The sequence below is a fragment of the Ahrensia marina genome (assembly GCF_042140245.1).
GTDB lineage: Bacteria > Pseudomonadota > Alphaproteobacteria > Rhizobiales > MH13 > MH13.
This window is the reverse complement of sequence record NZ_CP159483.1, coordinates 865,680-885,892: the sequence shown is the minus strand read 5'-3', so window position 1 is coordinate 885,892 and position 20,213 is coordinate 865,680. Positions and strand designations below refer to the sequence as shown.

The 20,213-nt window shown below is 59.2% G+C and carries 16 protein-coding genes and 1 tRNA gene; 12 read left to right on the top strand and 5 right to left on the bottom strand.

Annotated features, from left to right (window positions below):
• Positions 1–77: 77 nt before the first annotated feature.
• The 10 genes from ABWH92_RS04350 to phnE (ABWH92_RS04305) all read left to right on the top strand — a co-directional run bounded on the left by ABWH92_RS04350 (position 78) and on the right by phnE (ABWH92_RS04305) (position 12,004).
• A complete protein-coding gene (locus ABWH92_RS04350) occupies positions 78–1,016 on the top strand; it encodes an IclR family transcriptional regulator (protein ID WP_375572480.1) in 939 nt (312 codons plus the stop codon).
• Positions 1,017–1,027: 11 nt separating this feature from the next.
• Positions 1,028–2,110, top strand: a complete 1,083-nt coding sequence (locus ABWH92_RS04345) for an ABC transporter ATP-binding protein (RefSeq protein WP_375572478.1) — start codon at positions 1,028–1,030, stop codon at positions 2,108–2,110.
• A gap of 27 nt (positions 2,111–2,137) precedes the next feature.
• Entirely contained in the window at positions 2,138–2,764 is a 627-nt protein-coding gene (locus ABWH92_RS04340) for a LysE family translocator (protein ID WP_375572476.1), read from the top strand.
• Positions 2,765–2,784: 20 nt separating this feature from the next.
• Complete coding sequence (locus ABWH92_RS04335; RefSeq protein WP_375572474.1) at positions 2,785–5,073, top strand: glycoside hydrolase family 2 protein; 2,289 nt, start codon at positions 2,785–2,787, stop codon at positions 5,071–5,073.
• Positions 5,066–5,539: an MOSC domain-containing protein gene (locus tag ABWH92_RS04330; RefSeq protein WP_375572472.1), complete on the top strand. Its 474-nt coding sequence runs from the start codon at positions 5,066–5,068 to the stop codon at positions 5,537–5,539. Before ABWH92_RS04335 ends, ABWH92_RS04330 begins: the two co-directional genes overlap by 8 nt.
• Positions 5,540–5,579: 40 nt before the next feature.
• On the top strand, positions 5,580–8,357 hold the full coding sequence (locus tag ABWH92_RS04325) for a DUF2339 domain-containing protein (protein ID WP_375572470.1): 2,778 nt from the start codon (positions 5,580–5,582) through the stop codon (positions 8,355–8,357).
• A gap of 184 nt (positions 8,358–8,541) precedes the next feature.
• Entirely contained in the window at positions 8,542–9,492 is a 951-nt protein-coding gene (gene phnD / locus ABWH92_RS04320; protein ID WP_375572468.1) for a phosphate/phosphite/phosphonate ABC transporter substrate-binding protein, read from the top strand.
• Positions 9,493–9,561: 69 nt separating this feature from the next.
• Positions 9,562–10,383, top strand: a complete 822-nt coding sequence (gene phnC / locus ABWH92_RS04315) for a phosphonate ABC transporter ATP-binding protein (RefSeq protein ID WP_375572466.1) — start codon at positions 9,562–9,564, stop codon at positions 10,381–10,383.
• The gene (gene phnE / locus ABWH92_RS04310) at positions 10,380–11,195 is read left to right on the top strand and encodes a phosphonate ABC transporter, permease protein PhnE (protein WP_375572464.1); all 816 of its coding nucleotides are present in this window, start codon (positions 10,380–10,382) and stop codon (positions 11,193–11,195) included. The genes phnC and phnE (ABWH92_RS04310) overlap by 4 nt, the downstream gene beginning before the upstream one ends.
• Positions 11,192–12,004: a phosphonate ABC transporter, permease protein PhnE gene (gene phnE, locus ABWH92_RS04305; RefSeq protein ID WP_375572463.1), complete on the top strand. Its 813-nt coding sequence runs from the start codon at positions 11,192–11,194 to the stop codon at positions 12,002–12,004. The genes phnE (ABWH92_RS04310) and phnE (ABWH92_RS04305) overlap by 4 nt, the downstream gene beginning before the upstream one ends.
• Before the next feature lie 116 nt (positions 12,005–12,120).
• On the opposite strand, the gene ABWH92_RS04300 is transcribed toward phnE (ABWH92_RS04305), so the two are convergent.
• The 5 genes from ABWH92_RS04300 to hemC all read right to left on the bottom strand — a co-directional run bounded on the left by ABWH92_RS04300 (position 12,121) and on the right by hemC (position 17,788).
• Positions 12,121–12,196, bottom strand: a tRNA-Thr gene (locus ABWH92_RS04300).
• Positions 12,197–12,302: 106 nt separating this feature from the next.
• Positions 12,303–14,180, bottom strand: coding sequence for a heme biosynthesis HemY N-terminal domain-containing protein (locus ABWH92_RS04295; RefSeq protein WP_375572461.1), 1,878 nt, complete (start codon positions 14,178–14,180; stop codon positions 12,303–12,305).
• Positions 14,181–14,197: 17 nt separating this feature from the next.
• Entirely contained in the window at positions 14,198–15,913 is a 1,716-nt protein-coding gene (locus tag ABWH92_RS04290; RefSeq protein WP_375572460.1) for a hypothetical protein, read from the bottom strand.
• A gap of 228 nt (positions 15,914–16,141) precedes the next feature.
• The gene (locus ABWH92_RS04285; RefSeq protein ID WP_375572458.1) at positions 16,142–16,855 is read right to left on the bottom strand and encodes a uroporphyrinogen-III synthase; all 714 of its coding nucleotides are present in this window, start codon (positions 16,853–16,855) and stop codon (positions 16,142–16,144) included.
• A 9-nt stretch (positions 16,856–16,864) separates the two neighbouring features.
• The gene (gene hemC, locus ABWH92_RS04280; RefSeq protein WP_375572456.1) at positions 16,865–17,788 is read right to left on the bottom strand and encodes a hydroxymethylbilane synthase; all 924 of its coding nucleotides are present in this window, start codon (positions 17,786–17,788) and stop codon (positions 16,865–16,867) included.
• A 157-nt stretch (positions 17,789–17,945) separates the two neighbouring features.
• Here hemC and tsaD point away from each other — a divergent pair, with 157 nt between their 5' ends.
• A complete protein-coding gene (tsaD, locus tag ABWH92_RS04275) occupies positions 17,946–19,016 on the top strand; it encodes a tRNA (adenosine(37)-N6)-threonylcarbamoyltransferase complex transferase subunit TsaD (protein WP_375572454.1) in 1,071 nt (356 codons plus the stop codon).
• Positions 19,013–20,047 carry an NAD(P)H-dependent glycerol-3-phosphate dehydrogenase gene (locus tag ABWH92_RS04270; protein ID WP_375572452.1) on the top strand — a complete coding sequence of 345 codons (1,035 nt, stop codon included), beginning with the start codon at positions 19,013–19,015 and terminating at the stop codon, positions 20,045–20,047. The genes tsaD and ABWH92_RS04270 overlap by 4 nt, the downstream gene beginning before the upstream one ends.
• Positions 20,048–20,213 lie beyond the last annotated feature (166 nt).

Here is a 20,213-nt window from a genome sequence, read left to right as displayed (position 1 = left end):
GCAAACATGCGTGACCCGATCAATGAGGTCAGGGTGCCAAAGGCTGGTCTTCCAGCCTGATAGGGGAGCGAAACACGATGCCACGCCTGGAGCCTTCCAGCGCGGTGCCCAATGCGGCACCCAGTGGACCGTCAGCAGGGACGGTAGAGCCGACCAACGCGCCGATAGACGATGCGCGCGCGGCCCTTGCACGCGCCTCCAATCCCGCCGCCTCGTCCGCTTCTGGCAGCGATCCCGTCCGCACACCTGGCGATGGGCCGGTGACCAAGTCTTTGATGCTGCTTGATGCGTTTGCAGAGGCCGAGCAGCCCTTACGCTTCTCCGAACTCAAAGAACGCCTACCCTTTCCCAAGGCCACGCTTCACCGGATGCTGAAGAGCTTGGTGGACGAGCGCATGCTCACCCACAATGAGAGCAATGGCAGCTACCAGCTTGGCCCACGGTTGATCCGCCTCGCTCACGCCGCATGGGCTCATGGTTCGCTCTCGGATGCCGCGCGTCCTGTACTCGACAGTCTACACGCGGAGCTTGGCAAGACCATTCACCTGGCGCAGCTGGACAATGGCCAGGTGCTCTATCTCGACAAACGCATCGGCAATCGTGGGCTGGCGATGTTTTCACGGCCCGGCAAGGTGGGACCGGCCTATTGCACCGGCGTTGGCAAGGCGATGATGGCCTATTTGCCGGACGATGCACTGGAAGACTGTCTGCACCGCCAAACACTGGCTCGCTTCACGCCAACCACGCTCACAAGCCGTCAAGCTTTGCTGGATGAACTGGAAGCCATCCGCCAGCGTGGCCATGCCTATGACCGAGAAGAGCATGAACCCGGCATCGTCTGCATTGCCGTGCCCATTCTTTCCACCGATGGCGCTTTGTTTGGCGGCTTGTCTGCCACCAACCCTGGCTCCGTCAACGACATTAAGACCCTAGAAGACCTGGCCCCAACGCTGAAGGAGGCCGCGCGCATCATCGCCGCGGACGCCACCATGCGCATGGCCCCGACTCTAACGTAAGGACGACACAAATGGCTGGACTAACCCTTCGCGACGTCAAGAAAAGCTACGGTCCGGTGGACGTGATCCATGGCGTGGATCTGGACATTGAGGATGGCGAGTTCGTTGTTTTCGTTGGCCCATCCGGCTGCGGTAAGTCCACACTTTTGCGAATGATCGCCGGTCTTGAAGAGATCACCGGCGGCGATGTCTCCATCGGCGATCGCCAAGTTAACGATGTGGACCCAGCCGAACGCGGCGTGGCGATGGTGTTCCAGACCTACGCGCTCTATCCGCACATGACGGTGGAGGAGAACATGTCATTCGGCTTGCGCATGAATGGCCATCCGAAAGCGGAGATCGACAAGGCGGTGAAGAATGCGGCCGACATTCTTCAGCTTGATGCGCTGCTGAAGCGCAAGCCTGCCGCCCTTTCCGGTGGTCAGCGCCAGCGTGTTGCAATCGGGCGTGCCATCGTTCGCAACCCTGATGTGTTTCTGTTCGATGAGCCGCTTTCCAACCTGGATGCTGAGCTTCGCGTGGCGATGCGGGTCGAGATTTCCCGCCTGCACAACGAGCTTTCAGGCTCCACCATGATTTATGTGACGCACGATCAAACGGAAGCCATGACCCTGGCCGACAAGATCGTTGTGCTGCGCGGCGGCAATATTGAGCAGGTTGGCGCGCCACTACACCTTTACGATGATCCCGACAACGCTTTTGTGGCCGGCTTTATCGGCTCACCGCGTATGAATTTTCTGGATGCTGAAGTGACCGGCAAAGACGGCGGCGTGACGGTGAAGCTCACTAAGCAAAACGATACCACCATTACACTGCCAGTCGCGGGTGACAGCCTTTCAGTCGGCGATGCCTGCCAGCTCGGTATTCGCCCTGAACATATGTCGGTGAGCGATGGCGCCATGCTGACGCTGAAAGTGGATGTCGCCGAGCATTTGGGGTCCGACAGCTACATCTATGCTGGCTCAACCCAAGGTAAGTCGCTGACCATCGAAACCAATGAAGGCCGCAATGCCCGTCATGGCACTGAATTTCAGATTGGCATTCCGCCCGAAAAAGCGTTTCTGTTCTCCGCAGATGGTTTGCGCGCGCGCTGACCTCCCTGCAGAACGAAAGGCGAGCCCATGATCGATCAAACAACGTTGATTACTTACATTCTGATCGTTTTGGGTTTTGTGTTTATTCCAGGTCCAGCCACCGTGCTCACGGTTGCCCGGGCGACCACATCGGGCACTCGTGTCGGCGTGGCGACCGGGCTTGGGATCGCGGTTGGCGACATCATTCACACAGCATTGGCCGTGATCGGCCTATCGGCGATCATCTTGGCTTCAGCCTTTCTGTTCAGCCTGATCAAATATCTGGGCGCGGCCTATCTGGTCTATCTCGGTCTGCGGGCTCTTTTTGCCAAAGCCCCTGATCCAACCAGCCAAACCACTGTGCCCTTGTCGCCGTCTGCGGCCTTTCGTCAGGCCATTCTGGCAGAGGTCCTGAACCCGAAGACCGCGCTCTTCTTCCTGGCGTTCCTGCCGCAGTTCGTAAAACCGGAAAACGGCTTTGTGCTCGGCCAGCTTGCAATCCTGGGCGTGATCATGGTGGCGCTGGGATTGTTCAGCACACTGATTTTCGCCCTCGCCGCTGGTAAGATCAGCAACTTCCTACGCACCAACAGGACAGTGCTGCGCTGGCAAGGCAAAGTGGTGGGCAGCATTTACTGCGCACTCGGCCTGAGGCTGGCGCTTCAAGAGCGATAAACACATTTAGGATCACCTTCATGACGTCCCCCCCTGCGTCTTGCACCTCTCGCGCGCTGCTCAACACCGGGTGGATTTTTCGCGAAGGGTTTGATCCCGCCTGGATCACGTTGCCCTTACCTGGAGGCACCGTGCGCCTGCCGCACAATGCGGTGGACCTGCCTTGGAACTATGGTGATGAAACCGCCCACCAGAAGCCCTTCACCTACCAACGGATTTTCCACTGGGAGGACCGCTTCGCAGGCCAGGAGGTTGCGCTTTGCTTTGAAGGGGCAATGGCGGCCACAAAGATCTGGGTCAACGGCCATCTTGTTGCCGATCACCCTGATGGCTACACGCCGTTTGAAGCGCGCTTAACCGACCATCTGATCGAGGGCGAAAACCTCATCACCATCGCCATTGATGGCGCCGAAAACAGCGATATCCCACCCTTTGGTGGGCGCATCGATTATCTCACCTATGCCGGTATTTATCGCGATGTCTGGCTGGATGTGCGCCCCGCGATCACCATCGAGAATGTGAAGATCGAGATCCTCGATCCAATGGCCGACACCATCACCGCGAAGGTGAAGGTCTGGCTTTCCAACCCGCAGGGCAAACCGGTGGCGGGTGCCATTCTTTTGGACCGGCTCGACAAGCATGGTGATCCCATAGGTGATCCGGTGGGTTTCCCGCTGATCAGCGATGAAGGCGAAGCCGAACTGGTGCTCGGTGCTGGATTTCAGCGCTGGTCACCCAACAATCCGGTGCTGCACACGTACCAGGTGACCTACAAAGCCGAAGACGGTGAGGACAGCCTGACACTACGCCTTGGCATTCGTAAAGCCGAGTTCCGCCCCGACGGTTTTTTCTTGAACGAACAGCCGCTCAAAATCATGGGGCTGAACCGCCACCAAAGCTTCCCTCATGTTGGCTACGCGCTTGGGCCGGAAGCGCAAGCGCAGGACGCAGACGTCCTGAAGTTCGAGCTCGGCTGCAATCTGGTGCGCACCTCGCACTATCCCCAGTCGAAAGCGTTTCTGGATCGCTGCGATGAGATTGGCCTCCTGGTCTTTGAGGAGATACCCGGCTGGCAACACATTGGCGGCGAGGCGTTCAAAGATCAGAGCGTGAAAAATGTCGAGGCGATGATCCGCCGCGACTGGAACCATCCCTCGATAGTGCTTTGGGGCGTGCGCATTAACGAGTCACCCGATGACAACGCCTTCTACGAACGAACCAACGCGATGGCGCGCGCGCTCGACCCAACCCGGCAAACCGGCGGCGTGCGCTGCATCACCGACTCCCAGCTCTTAGAAGACGTCTACACGATGAACGATTTCGTGCTCGGCGAAGAGCATCTGCCGGAATTTCTGCAATCGCGCATCAACCGCCCACGGACACCCTTGCGCGACCAACGCGAGGTAACCGGCCTCACCGAGATCGTTCCCTACCTCGTCACCGAGTACAATGGGCACATGTACCCGACCAAGATCTTTGATGGCGAGGAACGCCAGGAAGAGCATGTGCTACGCCATCTGGAAGTGCTCGATGCCGCCCACGCTGACCCGCATATCGCAGGCTCCATCGGCTGGTGCATGGTGGACTACAACACCCATGCCGACTTCGGCTCCGGCGACCGCATCTGCTACCACGGCGTGATGACAATGGGTCGTGCACCCAAGTTCGCCGCCATGGCCTATGCCAGCCAGGGGTTCTCGGCCAGTGAGCGCCCGATTTTGGAGCCCGCCACGCACTGGTCCTTCGGTGACCGCAAGGTTGGCGGCGTGTTTCCGCTGGTGATCCTCACCAACTGCGATGCGGTCACCTTCCACTATGGTCACGACGAGCCTCTGACCTTCTTGCCGGCCTTCAGCCGTTTCCCGCATCTGCCGCATCCGCCGGTGATCATCGAGGCGACCGACATCCCTGAGGACAAACGCATTGTCTGGGGTCAGAGCTGGCGCGATGGGTTGTTCACCGGGTTGGTAAGTGGGCAGACGGTGATTGAGCGGCGCTTCGTGGCGGATCCCGTACCCACAGCGCTGGAAATCGATGTCGCGCCGCTGATCCGCACCCAAGACGCCTATCAAGATCGGATGATCCGCCTGACCGCCCGTGACCAAGCGGGCAACCGCCTTCCCTTCTTGATGGATCAAATCGCCATCACCGTGGACGGCCCAGCCATCCTGCAAGGCCCTTCAACGATCCCCATGATTGGCGGTGTTGCGGCCTTTTGGGTGCGCGTGCTGGGTGATGAAGCGGTGACGGTGGACATGCAAACGGCCTCAGGCGTTTTTACACCCCAAAAAGTCTCCTTGAATGGCTGAATCTCTTAAAGAGCTGATCAACACCATCGCCAAACACGGGCGCGTGGAGTGGATCGGCTTGCGACCAGCCCGCCGTGAGGCAATGCAGGAGGTGGAAACGGTCGAGGTCAGCGAAGACGGTCTCGTCGGCGATCATGGCCGCCCCGGCAAACGCGCCATCACGCTGATTCAGCACGAACATCTGGCGGTGATCGGTGCGCTCCTGGAATTGCCACCTGTCGATCCGGCCCTGCTTCGGCGCAACCTGGTTGTCTCCGGCATCAACCTTTTGGCGCTCAAAGGCCGAACCATCCAAATCGGCACGGCCACCTTGGCAGTCACCGGCCCCTGCGCACCGTGCAGCCGTATGGAAGAGGCTTTTGGTACCGGTGGATATTCTGCTGTTCGAGGCCATGGCGGTGTCACCGCCAGCGTGGTAGCGCCGGGTGTGATACAGCGCACAGATCGTGTTGAGCCTATCAACTAGGGCCAACCGTCGCCTCGCACGTTGCTGCTAAAGGGTTTCTATGGATTCCGTTGTTATTCTCGGCATTGGCCTTGTTGTTGGTGTCATCCTTGGTGCCCTACTGGGTTTCATCGCCTTTTTCGGTCTGCGCACACTGCGCCGAAATCACGAACGCCTGCAGCAAGATGTTGCCGTCCTCCAGCTTGATGTGAAGAACCTGACTGCGCGGCTGGCCGATACGCCAAGCGTCGCAACGCCTTCAATCGAGACCGAAGCTGACAAGGAACAGGTGACGCCTGAACCCACCGAGGCAGAAGAGGTTACGGAGACATCCGCAGCACCTCCGCCTTTGCCGCCACAATTGCCTGAAGAGGCAGAAGACGCCTCGCAACGGGCCTACGCAGCACAGACGGTGCAAGAGGCGCCAGAGCAGAAACAGTCGCTGGATGCGGAAAGCACCATTGGCGGGAAAATCACCATCTGGGTGGGTGGTTTGGCCCTCGCCTTTGGAGGGCTTTTTCTGGTGCGCTACGCCATCGAAAACGCCGTTCTCAGCCCGGCCGCTCGTGTCACGCTTGGCTTTGCGTTCGGTGCACTGGTCGCAGCGCTTGGCGAATGGATCCGTCGTCGCCCCAACCAATACGCATTGCCAGGCTTTGAGCGCGCCAACATCCCGGCCATCCTCACCAGCGTCGGCATCTTCATCATGTTTGCTGCCGTCTACGCCGCACACGGTCTTTATGAGCTGATCGGCCCAATGGTCGCCTTCGTGGCACTGGCGGTGCTGGCACTGGGCGTCATGGCGCTATCCCTCGTGCACGGTCCCTCCCTTGGCGGGTTGGGACTGATCGTCTCTTACGCCGTGCCCTTCCTGATCTCGACAGAAACCGACAGCATTTTGGGTCTGGCCATCTATGTGCTGGCCGTCTCAGCAGCAGCGCTCGCCGTGGCTCGCATTCGTGGCTGGTTATGGCTGGCTCTCAGCGCCATCGGAGCGATGTTCGCCTTCGCCGTTCTGTTCCAAGTCGCAGTGCCCTTCAGCGAACCGGTCATCGTCAGTCTCTTTTTGGCAGCCGCCTTTGCTTTGGCGTTCTCAACCTTTGTGCTCTCAATCCATGACCGATCTGTGGATCCTGAGGGCGGCATTGATTGGCTAGCAACCGCGGTCCTTTCACTGCTCACTCTGCCCATCGTGCTCCACTTCCATGAAAGCCAGGACTTGCCGATCCAAGTGATCGAAATGGCGGTGCTTTTCGCGGTGCCGATGGCAATTGCCTACCTCTACCCAGCGATGCGCTATGTGGTCTTTGTTCCAGCACTGATGGCCTGCACGCGCTATCTCACCATGAGTGTTCCAGCGACTGAGGCATCCGCTGAACAGTTGCTCAGCCCAAGCCTGCTCACCATCGAAATACTGGCCAGCGTGCCGACCTATGCGAGCATCGGCGCCATCGCGTCGGCCGGTCTGCTTGCCTGGTCAAGCTGGGCGGCACTGCGCTCACCGGCCCGTGCGCCCATGGTGGCCACAGCTGCGGCAAGCGCTTTGCTCTTGCTGTTCATTGCCTATGGCCGGATCACGCAGTTCCTCAGCACAGCCGAGTTCACCGGTGCAGCGCTGGTGCTCTTCGTGCTGTTCCACATCCAGGCGAGCCTCTTGAACGCCCGCATTGCAAACGGTGCCCCGGGCCGTGACCAATCGATCGCCAGCGCGCTGATCGGCTCACTCGTCGCGATCGCCTTTGCCGCCGCGGTCGCATTGGAGGGAGCCGGGCTCACCATCGCGCTTGGCCTGATCGCCGGCGCAACAGTGATCACTTATCTCCGCTACCCGTTGGTGGAGCTGCGCGCCTTCGCCGTTTTGGCCGTGCTGCCCTATGCCGCGCGGCTGATGTGGGAACCTTTCATCGACCCCACCGCGCTCATCTCGGCTCCGCCGGTCTTCAACATCCTTCTCTGGGGCTACGGCATTCCGACCGCTGGCTTCATCGCCTCGGCGGTTGTGCTGACCCGCACCAAAAACGATCTCTGGGCGCAGCTGATGCAAGCGGCGGCCATTGTCGCATCGGTGATAACCGTTGCCCTGCTCGCCTTGCATGCCATCGATCCGTTCTTCCGCTTCTTCGGTCGCACCGATGCGCTGGCAGCGGCCGCAACACTGGTGATGGTGGGTGGGGCCTTCTCGCTGGGTCTGACGCGACTTGATACGCTCAGCAAATCGCCGGTTCTTTCGCGCGGCGCCGATATCTTAAGCGGCCTCGGTATTCTGGGAGGGGCCGTGTCGCTGTTCCTGCTTTTCAACCCTCTGCTTGGGCCTGTCGGCCTACGCTACGGCAGCATCCGCGTTGGGGAGAGTCTGCTCTTCAACCTTATCGGCTACGCTTACGCGCTTCCGGCGCTTCTGTTTGCGCTGGTCGTGCGTCAAGGTTGGGAGAAGAAGCACAGGGCCTACATCAATCTGGCGCTTGGTTTTACAGCGCTTCTCGCCTTTGCCTGGATCAATCTCACCATCCGCCAGGTTTTCAGCCCCAACAACCTGACCCTTGAACCCGTGCTGGAAGCGGAGCTCTACACCTATTCGGTGGTCTGGCTGCTGATCGGCATCGCGATGCTGGCGGCGGGGATCTATTGGCGCAATCTCAAACTGCGGGCCGCCTCCGGTTTGGTGTTGGTTGTGGTGGTTCTAAAAGTCTTCCTTCTCGACCTCAGCAACCTTGATGGCATCTTGCGCGCGATCTCGTTTATTGGGCTGGGCGCGGTGCTTCTCGGCATCGGTGTGGTCTATCAGCGCGCCTTGCGGAAAATGGCGGCGCCAACGCCGGAATCTGATCCGGTGGGCTGAACAAAAAACCTGTCATCATCCACAGACCTGACACAATGGCCTTGCGGTGCGCCCCAAGCGGTGATCATTTAGCAGCGCCGACAAAAGCGCTTGAGAACAAGCCAGTAGAGGCACCACCCGTTTGTCACATAAGTGTCATGCAGCGTGGATACCGCTTTGCGGGAACGTAACCAGGGAGAACACAATGAAAACCCTCACCATTACCACTGCACTCGCTGCCCTTATGCTGGTGGCGCCCGCACACGCCGAATTCATGCTTGGCGATCGCTATGTCGACAATGATGGCGACCTGATCGCAGACATCCCAACCGACCCATCAGAGCTGATCGATCCAGGCACACTGATCTTCGCTTACACCCCAGTTGAAGACCCAGCCGTCTATGCTGAAGTTTGGCAGGGCTTCTTGGATCACGTGGCAGAAGCAACCGGCAAAAACGTTCAGTTCTTCCCCGTTCAGTCAAACGCTGCCCAGATCGAAGCGATGCGCGCTGGCCGCCTCCATATCGCTGGCTTCAACACCGGTTCCAATCCGCTGGCCGTGGCCTGCGCTGGCTATCGCCCCTTCGCTATGATGGCAGGCAATGACGGTTCGTTTGGCTATGAAATGGAGATCCTGACCTACCCGGACTCAGGTATCAGCGAAATTGAAGACATTCGCGGTGGCGAGCTGGCCTTCACCTCCGAAACCTCCAACTCAGGCTTCAAAGCCCCATCGGCCATCCTGCAATCAGAGTTTGGCATGGCAGCTGGTGATGACTTCACGCCCGTCTTTTCCGGCGCTCACGACAGCTCCATTTTGGGTGTCGCCAACCAGGACTATCCAGCTGCAGCCATCGCCAACTCGGTGCTGGCGCGCATGATTGACCGTGACGTGGTCAGCGAAGACCAGTTGGTCTCGATCTACCAGTCGCAAACCTTCCCAACCACAAGCTATGGCGTTGCCCACAATCTAACGCCAGAACTGCAGGAAACCATCCAGGAAGCCTTCTTCAGCTACGATTGGGAAGGCTCTCCACTCGCCGAAGAGTTTAACCGCAACGGCGAAGAGCAGTTCATTCCGATCACCTTCCAAAACGAGTGGTCAGTCATCCGCGCCATAGATGAAGCCAACGGCGTCACCTACGACTGCAACTGATTTCGTTAGAATACTACCAAAAATGGGCGGCGCAATGCCGCCCATTTCAGCGTTTGTGAGGGGCGTTGCATGCTGCATCTTGAAGGTCTGTCGAAGACGTACAAAACCGGCGACGCCGCGCTTAGCGATGCCACACTTGATGTGCCCAAGGGCCAGATCATCGGATTGATCGGCCCATCTGGCGCTGGCAAATCAACGCTCATTCGCTGCATCAACCGCTTGGTTGAACCCACCGCCGGCAAGATCATGCTCGGCGATGTTGATCTGGTGAAACTCGGCAAAACCGAGCTGCGTCATCAGAGACGCCGCATCGGCATGATCTTTCAAGAGTATGCGCTGGTGGAACGCCTGACGGTGATGGAGAACGTGCTCTCCGGTCGTTTGGGCTACGTGCCTTTCTGGCGCAGCTTTTTGCGCAAATACCCACCCCAAGACATTCAAAACGCCTACCGCTTGCTTGATCGGGTGGGCCTTATGCATCAGGCCGATAAGCGTGCTGACGCCCTGTCAGGTGGCCAGCGTCAACGCGTCGGCATTGCACGCGCGCTCGCCCAGGAGCCGGAACTGCTGCTGGTTGATGAGCCAACCGCAAGCCTTGACCCAAAAACCTCTCGCCAGATCATGCGCCTTCTCACCGAAATCTGTGAGGAGCGCGGTCTGCCAGCCATCGTCAACATTCACGATGTGCCGCTCGCCCAGCAGTTCATGCAACGCATCATTGGCCTCAATTCCGGGCGCATCGTTTTCGATGGGTCGCCGGAAGAGCTCAGCGATGATGTGCTCACCACCATTTACGGTGCGGAAGACTGGCACGCCATGCGCAAGGGTGATGAGGAGCAGACGCAGGCTGAAGCTGACGCCCGTGACCGCATGGCGGCGCTTGCCCGATGACCGCGACGTCTCAGACAACCTATCCGTCCACATGGCGACGCCCGCCGCAGATCGTCAAAGATCGGCGCTGGCGCCTCATCCTTCAGATCGGCATTCTGGCCTATCTCGTTGTGGCCATGGGCTCAGTGGAAGTGGATTGGGCGCGCGTTTCCATCGGGCTTGAACGTGGCCAGCGCTTCATCATGGGGTTCTTGCAACCCGATTTCACCAGTCGCTGGAACGACATCTATCGCGGGCTGATTGAAAGCCTCACCATGACGCTGACCTCAACGGTCGTCGGCGTTCTCATCTCGGTCCCCATCGGCATTGGCGCAGCCCGAAACCTCGCGCCAGCATGGATCTACTACATCTGCCGATCAATCATTGCGGTCAGCCGCGCGCTGCAAGAGATCATCATCGCGATTTTTCTCGTGGCGATGTTTGGGTTCGGCCCTTTCGCAGGCTTCCTCACGCTGTCCTTCGCCACCATTGGCTTCATCGCGAAGCTGTTGGCCGATGATATTGAAGAGATTGATGAAACCCAGGCCGAGGCTGTTCGTGCCACCGGCGCCTCCTGGTCGCAGCTGGTCAATTACGCCGTACAGCCGCAAGTGATGCCGCGCCTCATTGGCCTGTCACTTTATCGACTGGATATCAATTTCCGTGAGAGCGCGGTGATTGGCATTGTGGGCGCAGGCGGTATCGGCGCAACGCTGAACACCGCCATCGATCGCTACGAGTATGACAGCGCAGGCGCGATCCTGCTCGTCATCATCGCCATTGTCATGGTGGCCGAATACGGCTCCAGCTACCTGCGAAAGTTCCTGCAATGAGCGAGATCACGCATTACAGCCAAGTCTGGCGCCACCGCACACCGCGCGGACGCTTGGCCCTGTGGTTCGGCTGGTTGGCCCTTGTTGCCCTGTTTGTCTGGTGCTGGGGCATCATGACAGAAAACACGATCTGGGCCTTCGTCGCTGACGCGCCGCGCCAAGCTGCTGATATCGGCGCGCGCATGATGCCACCGCGCCTGTCTTATGTCCCTGAATTGCTGGTGCCCTTGTGGGACACACTCACCATCGCAACACTGGGCACGATCGGCGGTGTGATTCTTGCCGTACCTGTCGCGTTTTTGGCCGCCCGCAACACATCACCGTCGACGAAAATCCTGCGACCCATCGCGCTTTTCATCATTGTTGCCTCGCGCTCCATCAACTCGCTGATCTGGGCGCTGTTGTTGGTGGCGATCATCGGTCCAGGAATTCTGGCCGGTATCGTCGCGATTGCCCTTCGTTCCATCGGCTTCATCGGCAAGCTTCTCTATGAAGCCATCGAAGAGACCGACGCCAAACAGATCGAAGCGGTCCAGGCCACAGGCGCAACTTCAGCCCAAACGCTCAACTACGCAATTGTTCCGCAAATCATGCCCGCCTTCTGGGGCATTTCAGTGTTCCGCTGGGACATCAACATCCGCGAGAGCACCATTCTCGGTTTGGTCGGCGCCGGCGGGATCGGCCTGAAACTGCAAGCCTCGCTTAATGTGCTCGCCTGGCCGCAGGTGACGATGATCTTGATTTTGATCCTGGCCACCGTGGTCCTTAGCGAATGGGTCTCCGCCAAAGTGCGTCACGCGATTATTTAGGCGAATGCGGTCGTTCGGAAGGAACGGAGGCAATCAAGAATGGTGGGCAGTGTGCGCTCTCGGCATTTGCTTCGCAAACGCCTGCCAGGCGCGGTTGTTTTCATAGAAAACAACTGTGGTGCCGCTTACGTGACTCGAACACGTGACCCCATCATTACGAATGATGTGCTCTACCAACTGAGCTAAAGCGGCGTTGCGGCAGGGCTGTTCAAGCCCTTGCGCGAATGGAGCGGACCGGTAGCCCAATCACCTCTGTTTGGCAAGACGCGTTGCATAAGAGCGCACACGCCTTTGCCCATCAAAACAAGCGGAACCGTCGCCGTTCGCTTGGTGTCTCATCCTCGCTCTCATCCGGCGTGCCTGGATCATCAGGCGCATGGCCACCCGGCAGGCCGCTGAACTCAGCTTTCTCTTCAGCTTCTGGATCATCAGCAGCAACCGGCAACGGTGTCACGGTCGAGCTTTCATCCGCAGAGTCGGCGTCCACAGCTGCCTCATCGACCTTCGGAGATGGCTCGCTGTCCTGCGCCTCCGCGCTCTCGGACTCAGTCACGGGAGGGCCGTCATCATTGGCGATGATCGGGGTATCATCAGCCTTGGTCTCTGGCTCGGATGTTGCAGTGATATCGTCCGGTTCGCTGGGAGACACCTCAACGACCGCCGTGTCCTTTGTCTCAGCAGGCGCAGTCTCATCCGACTCTGGCTCGTCTTCGGGGGACGCATCGACAATCAGCTCAGCATCCTCAGCCTCTTCTTTGGCCTGATCGTCCAAAGCCTCAGCCACCCCACCCGCGCCGACTGCGGCAGCAACACCTGGCAGGCGCGCAGGCAGCATCACCTGGCCATCATTGTTCATCGCATCATCGGGGATCGCCACCGGCTCATGGGCTGAGAAACGTTCCACCGGCACCTTCCACTCAAAAGCATCGACACGGCCAGAGAGCGGTGAAACCGGCTCCCAGGTTGAGGAGATGTAACCATCAGCTACCCAGGCCGGATCCCGCTTGGCACGCAAAGCTCGGGCCATCCAGCCACGCACAGCTGCTGTGTCGCCACCCTGCTTTTCCTCGATTTCGGCCATCAGCAAGCACACGCGCTGCGTCGCCTCAGGACCAGTGTGCGGGTCAAGCGTTTGGCGCGCCTCATCAAGCTTGCCAGCCTCCATCAGCGCGCGCGCCAGCGCCAACTCGCCTTCCAGCTCGTGAGCACACAGTTGCACCAACTTGCGCGCACGTTTCACACGGTCGGCCACCGCATCACCGGGGCGCACATAGAGATAAACCTCGGCAAGCTCGGGGTGCTGAGATTTGCGCCATGTGGCTTCGATCACCTTGCTTGCCTGGGTCATTTTGCCAGCGCGGATCAGCAAACGCCCAGCAACGGCAGCAGCCGGCACCAGGTCGGGCGCCAGCTTGTGCGCTTCTTGCGCCAGGGGCCGCGCGGACTCCGGCTCGCCTTCTTCTCGATCAATGGCCTCAGCCGTCAAAAGCACCGCGCGCAGCCGGTTGCGCTCGGTTTTGGTGACAATGCGCGACTGCAAGTTGCGCTCCAAAGCGGCGCGGGCAGCGGGCCAATCACCACGCTGCACTTGATCCTCGAACTGCGCTTGACCAGCCCAAGGCAAAGATGGGGCCAACGCGGCAGCTTGACTGGCGTAGTGGCGGGCGGCCTCTTCATCCTCGGCACCAACAGCATCAACATAGAGGCCACGCAGGCCCAGAAGTTGCGTTTTCGGATCATCCAGCATTTGCCGATAGGCAAGACGCTTGGCGTCAGCGTCGCCAGAAAGGTCAGCGCTCGACGCGCTCAAAACACGGGTCAGGGGCGCATCCGGAGCCAGCTTCTTGGCTTGGCCTGCATAGCGCTCGGCCGCACGGCTGTCGCCGGAACCAGCAGCAATAAGACCGCTCGACAGGGCTTCGTAGCCCTTGTCACGGCGACGAGCGGAGAAATAGCCGCCCATGATCTGCGGTGAACGAAGGATCACCTTCAGCACCCACCAGACCGCCATAATCACGATGATCAGCACCAACAGACCAACCATCGCGAGCATCGCTGAGAGTTCGATCTGATAGCCCATCCAGTCGATGGCCACCGTGCCGGGGCGATCGGCCAGCCAGGCAAAACCGAACGCAAAAGCCAGAACCAGAGCTAGAAAGAGGATAACGCGTAGCACGGGGTATATCTCCTAACTTACTGGCTGTTGGTGCCGGACGAGTCGGTCGGTGTTGCACTGGTTTGAGGAGCAGCCTCTGGCGCTTGCAAAGCACGCACCAACGCTTGGCGGGTGTTCGCAATCGCCTCATCAAGCGCGACTCGGGCGTGCAACGTGCCAATCAGGTCACCACTTGCCTGTTGCACTGCCGCAGGCAGGCGCGTGGCAAGCGTGACAGCATCTCCAAAGCGTTGATCGGCAACCAGCTGCCCAAGCGCATCCAGCTGATCCAAGGGGTTATTACCGCTGCTTAAAACAGCTGACCCTTCGGGCGCGCGGATGGTCACCATCTGACGCGCACGATCTTCCAAAGCGCCTAGCAGACCGCCACCTTCGCTCTCTGGGGCCGCCGCGCGCATGGCGTCATAGGCGCTCTCATAAGCACCAAGCAATGAGCCACCATCCAGCGCACCCGACACCTGACCGCCCGAAACCGGGGCCAGCGCATCACTCAGTGCATCATCCACGGACGCAGCGGCGTGCGCAGCCGCCAACGGGGCGGCCACATCTAGCCCGCTGTCGCGGGCGGCGACCAACGCATTCAGCGCAACGCCAAGCCGAGCCAGATGATCTGGCGTTTGAGCCACCGGCGCCTCGGCCAACGCTGTAATGTCGGATGCCAGGGCACCGAGACGCACATCGACTGTATCACGCACCGTCTGAACATCTGCAGACAGCGCTGCAAACTCGTCGCCAAGGGCGGAAAGCTGCGCGCCCACATTGGCGATCAAGCCGTCCAACGCGTCAAGTCGAGCGCCCGTTTCTGGCGCAACCGTCGTCTGCTCAGATGCCATCGCGGCCAATTGGTCCTGCGTGCCCTCAAGGTCACCGCGAACCGCATCAAGTGCCGAACTTAGCGCATCAACCGATGCGGCCAGAGCCGGATCAGCCGTCACGATAGCAGGCGATCCACTGTCCTCGGCGGTCGAAAGGGCTGCAATGGTTGATTGCAACTGATCTTCGACAGTGCTCAGGCGACCATCCAGTGGTGCCAAAGCCTCGCCCAGGGCTCCATCAAAATCGATCGGTGTCTCCCCATCGCTGACAGGCGCCTGCAGAACAGCATCAAGTTGGGAGCGAAGGGTAGCTAGGTCGCTCTCCAAAGGTTCCAGAACAGCGGGGTCAAAGGCTTCTGCAGCGACGTCCTGCGAAGCAGCTTGTGTTTCAACGGCGCGTACGCGTGTTTCCAGCGCAGCTAAGGCGGCCGCCTGATCGTCCACGCGACCGTCTGACAGGCTGAAGAGACCAACAACCGAGGCCAGGAACATCAGCACCATCGCCAACAGAGCGCCGATCAAGCCAGCGGCAAAAAGAAAAAACGGGCTCGGTTCACGGCCGCCAGATGGAGCGTTGGATGGCGCTTTGACGGCATCATCATCGGATGCCGACCCATCTGATGAGTTGGCGGGATTTTCGGCGGCAGGCGTGGTCGTTTTACCCTCAGATGGTGTTGAAGGGTCGGCGGACAGTCCGGCGGCCTGCGCGGTTGCCTCATCCAGTCCGCTTGAAGCTGTTTGGGTCGTGTCCGATGAAGCCGTTTCAGCCGATGAGGTTTTGGCCGCTTTGTCCGCCTCCACGTCAATGATCAATGGCTTAGATGTCGTGCGCTTGCGTGCACCCGATCCACCAGACCGCCCACTGGATGATGCGCGTTTGCGTGTTGACCCCGATTTTGCCCCTGAACCTGTTGCCACTCTTCGCTCCGCGATTTTCCAACACCGGTCTCGGCAACGCCATAGCGCGTGCTGACAGTGCATGCCTTGATCTTATACGCCCTGCCCGCGCCCGTCTCACTTTTTGCCATAGCCAATGGACGCAGGGAGCCACTGGATAGAACCTAGTCATCCAGCGGGATGAACAGGGTGTTAAAAATCTGCGCCGTCCACATGTTGCAAATATGACGGACGCCAATTTGAGAACGCTTAGTCTCTATGTGTTTGTGTCAGCGTGCGCAGAAGCGCGTCTTGCGTTGGCGTGTCTGCAAGATGCACGGTGGCATAGGGCGGCGCTTGGCCGGCCACATCCTCTGATAGGCAAAGCCAGCGCATGTGTTTCATGTCGGCCTGTAAAGCGGCATCTTCAATGGCTTGCGACAGCAACAGCGCTCCCCGGCCTGAGTAAACCAATGCAAAGGCTGGTGGTTCCACTGATAGTTGACGACGCGCCTCAGCTGAGAAGCCACCAAGCGCCCTGGCTTCGTAAACTGGGATCGCACGCATGGCAGGAAAGGCCACCTCAAGTGTTGGTTTGCGATCAAGGCCCGCAACATAGGTGAGAGGTTCGTGAGAGCCCTTTAGACCGTCGATCAAGCTGGCCACATCGTGAGCTGGTGGCAACGCCAGCGTTGCGCCCAACCCCATCAACTGATCAGCAGCCCGATTGCCGACAACAGCCCAACGCTGCTTGCCAGCCCAAACACCAAGCCCGGCAGCTGTGAGCACGTCGACGGCACGAGCGCTTGTGGCCACGATGATGCCGTCGACACAATCGCCAAGCGCGCCAAGCGCTTGTACGTCGTCGTCCAGGGCTACCGTTTGCGTAAGAGGAAAGATAAGAGGGTCAAAGCCCAGCGCCACAACGCGTTCAGCAGTAGCATCAGCTTGCGGCTGCGCCCGTGTGATGAGCACCCGCGCCATCTTGGGAACCTAGACCCAGTGGGGCAGAAAGCCCGGGCCAGCCTTGGCCTTCAATGCGGCGCCAGCCTCCGCACCCAATCTCACACCGTCACCACGACTTCCCTTAACGTTAGTGGAATGATGTTGGGTACCGTCTTCTGTCAGCACCAAACCAGAGAGCATGATATCATCGCCATGCACCGTCGCATGGCCAGCGATGGGTGTTTTGCAGGATCCGTCCAGCGCTTTCAAAAACGCGCGCTCGCACGCCACAGCATCTCCGGTGTCGACGTGATGAATGGGTGCAAGCAGATCAAGCACACGTGTGTCATCGCTGCGGGTTTCAATACCAATAGCTCCCTGCGCCAAGGCCGGCGGAAAGTCAGCAGGCGGCAAAATGCTCATATGGTCTGGCTCAAGCTTCAGCCGTGAAAGCCCTGCCAATGCCAGAAGCGTGGCATCCACCACCCCATCGGCAAGCTTTTGCAGCCGGGTTTGCACATTGCCGCGAATCGACTCGGTTTGAAGGTCAGGGCGTAGGCGCTTCATCAGCGCTGCCCGCCGTAAACTGGCGGTCCCGACCACGCTACCGGGCGGTAGCGTTTCCAGCGTTGCGCCATCGCGCGAAATGAAAACATCACGAGCATCTTCGCGCGGCAAAAACACGTCCAGCGCCAAGCCTTCGGGCAGATCGGTCGGCATGTCTTTGGACGAATGCACCGCGATATCGATGCGACCATCAGAAAGCGCCGCTTCAATCTCTTCGGTGAAAAGGCCCTTGCCACCAATCTCCGCCAGAGGTTGATCCAGGATTTCATCGCCCTTGGTTGAAAACACTTGCACCACAATGTCATCCGGTGCGCACCCATGCGCCTCAACCAGCCGCGTGCGGGTTTCATAGGCTTGAGCCAGTGCCAACGCGCTGCCGCGGGTTCCGATGGTAAGTAGAGACAAAGAACGGGCTCCAAACAGAGAGGCTGTCAAACGATGCGTGCGATGCTATGGGCTGGCGCACGTCACACCATACTGGCCCACACCAGGCCAATAACCGAACCGGCCATCGTTCGCCAGACCGATCAACTGCCTATGCCAACCTCCACAAAGACCCTTTATGCGCGCTCTCGGTATTGAAACCAGCTGTGATGAAACCGCCGTGGCGATTGTCCGCCGCGATGCCAACGGTCACGCGGTGATTGAGGCGGAGACTGTTCTCAGCCAGATCGACGATCACGCACCCTTTGGCGGCGTGGTACCAGAAATCGCTGCCCGTGCTCATGTGGATCATCTCGATCACTTGATCACCGCAACATTGAACGAGGCGAAACTTTCACCGCAGGACCTTGATTGCATCGCCGCCACCGCCGGACCGGGGCTGATCGGCGGAGTGTTGGTGGGCCTGGTCACCGGTCGTGCGATGGCAAGCGCCATTGGGGTTCCGTTCATCCCCGTGAACCATTTGGAGGGTCATGCGCTTTCCCCTCGCCTCAGTGAGCATGTCCCGTTTCCCTATCTGCTGTTTCTGGTATCCGGCGGTCATACGCAAATCCTCTGTGTCGAAGGCGTCGGGCAATATGAGCGCTGGGGAACAACGCTGGATGATGCCTTGGGCGAGGCATTTGATAAGACGGCAAAGTTATTAGAGTTGGGTTTCCCTGGCGGACCAGCGGTCGAACGCATGGCCGAGTCTGGTGATGCTGACCGCTTCCAACTGCCGCTGCCGCTGAAAGGCAAACAAGGGTGTGACTTCTCGTTTGCCGGATTGAAAACAGCGCTTCGCCTGACAGCTGAGAAGCACGCGCCGTTGAGTGATCAAACCGTTGCCGATCTGTGCGCAAGTTTTCAGCGTTCCGTAGGCGAAACAATCAAAGATCGCATGGCATCGGCACTCACGCGCTTTTCCGATCGCTATACAAGCCCACCTGTGCTTGTGGCGGCCGGTGGCGTGGCGGCCAACAAAGCCATTCGCGCGGTTTTGGATGATCTGATTAGCGCCCGCCAGGGACGTTTGGTGATACCCCCCGCTCACCACTGCACCGACAATGCTGCAATGATCGCCTGGGCTGCACTGGAACGTGAAGCGGCCCATTTGCCGCGCTTTGAACCCAGTGCGCGACCACGTTGGCCCTTGGATGCACAGGCAACACCAAAGCTTGGATCTGGCAAGAAAGGTGCCCGTGCATGACGGCTGAGAACACCCCTGAACCGGTGAACTATACGGTTGTTGGTGCCGGTGCTTGGGGCACAGCGCTTGCAGTCATGCTGTCAAGGATGGGTCGTGACGTAGCTCTGATTGCACGATCAGAGAAGAAAGCACAGTCATTACAAAGTCTTAGGGAGAACAAAGAGGTTCTTCCATCTATCCGCTTTCCAGAGAGTCTTCAAACGCATTCCTTAGAGCGGGACTCTGGTTGGCGCGACTCCGTTCAACAGGCACCCCACGCCGTCATCATTCTGGCCACGCCTACTCAAGCGACCCGGCAAGCGGTCCGTAACCTCCAGCAGCAGCTCCATAAGGGCCACGATCTGGTGATTACGGCCAAAGGCCTGGAACGTGAGACCCAAAAACGTCTGACCGATGTCGTGCGAGAGGAAGCATCGGAGCCAAACCTTGCCGTTTTGTCTGGCCCGTCCTTTGCGCATGATGTGGCCCATGGTCTTCCAACAGCCGTTACCCTTGCCGCACCGACGTTGGATGCGGCTGACCGGCTGTGCACCTTGATCCAAGGGCAACATTTCCGGCCCTATGCCAGCGACGACCTGACTGGCGTGCAACTGGGTGGTGCCCTGAAAAATGTTCTGGCGATCGCTGCAGGCGTGGTCGAAGGCAAAGGGTTGGGGGAGAGTGCCAAAGCAGCGCTCATCACCCGCGGCTTCGCAGAGCTTAGCCGACTAGCTATTTCACAGGGCGCCCGATCAGAAACACTGGCTGGCCTGTCGGGTTTGGGCGACTTGGTGCTCACCTGCTCGACGGCCGGATCAAGAAACTTTCGTTTCGGATACGAATTGGGCAAAGGAAAGAAGACGGCTCATCTTTTAGCCTCTGGCCAACCTCTGGCCGAAGGCGCCAAAACCGCCGCTGCCGCTTTGGCATTGGGCAAAGCCAATGGCATTGACATGCCCATCACCGAAACGGTTGCCCAAGTGGTGGAGCATGATATGTCGATCGACGATGCAATTGACGCCCTCATGACCCGCCCGTTGACGCGAGAATGACCATCTTTTTCTGGCAAATCAAGCAGACTGGCAGCGGACGAGAAGCGGACGGTCTGCAGACGAGGCCTCATTTGAGCGGACTAGGAGCGGAATTCCGGCGGAATTCATGCAGACCGTCCGCCGCCCAAGCAGACCAACACCAGACCAAATCACCATTGAAGGACCG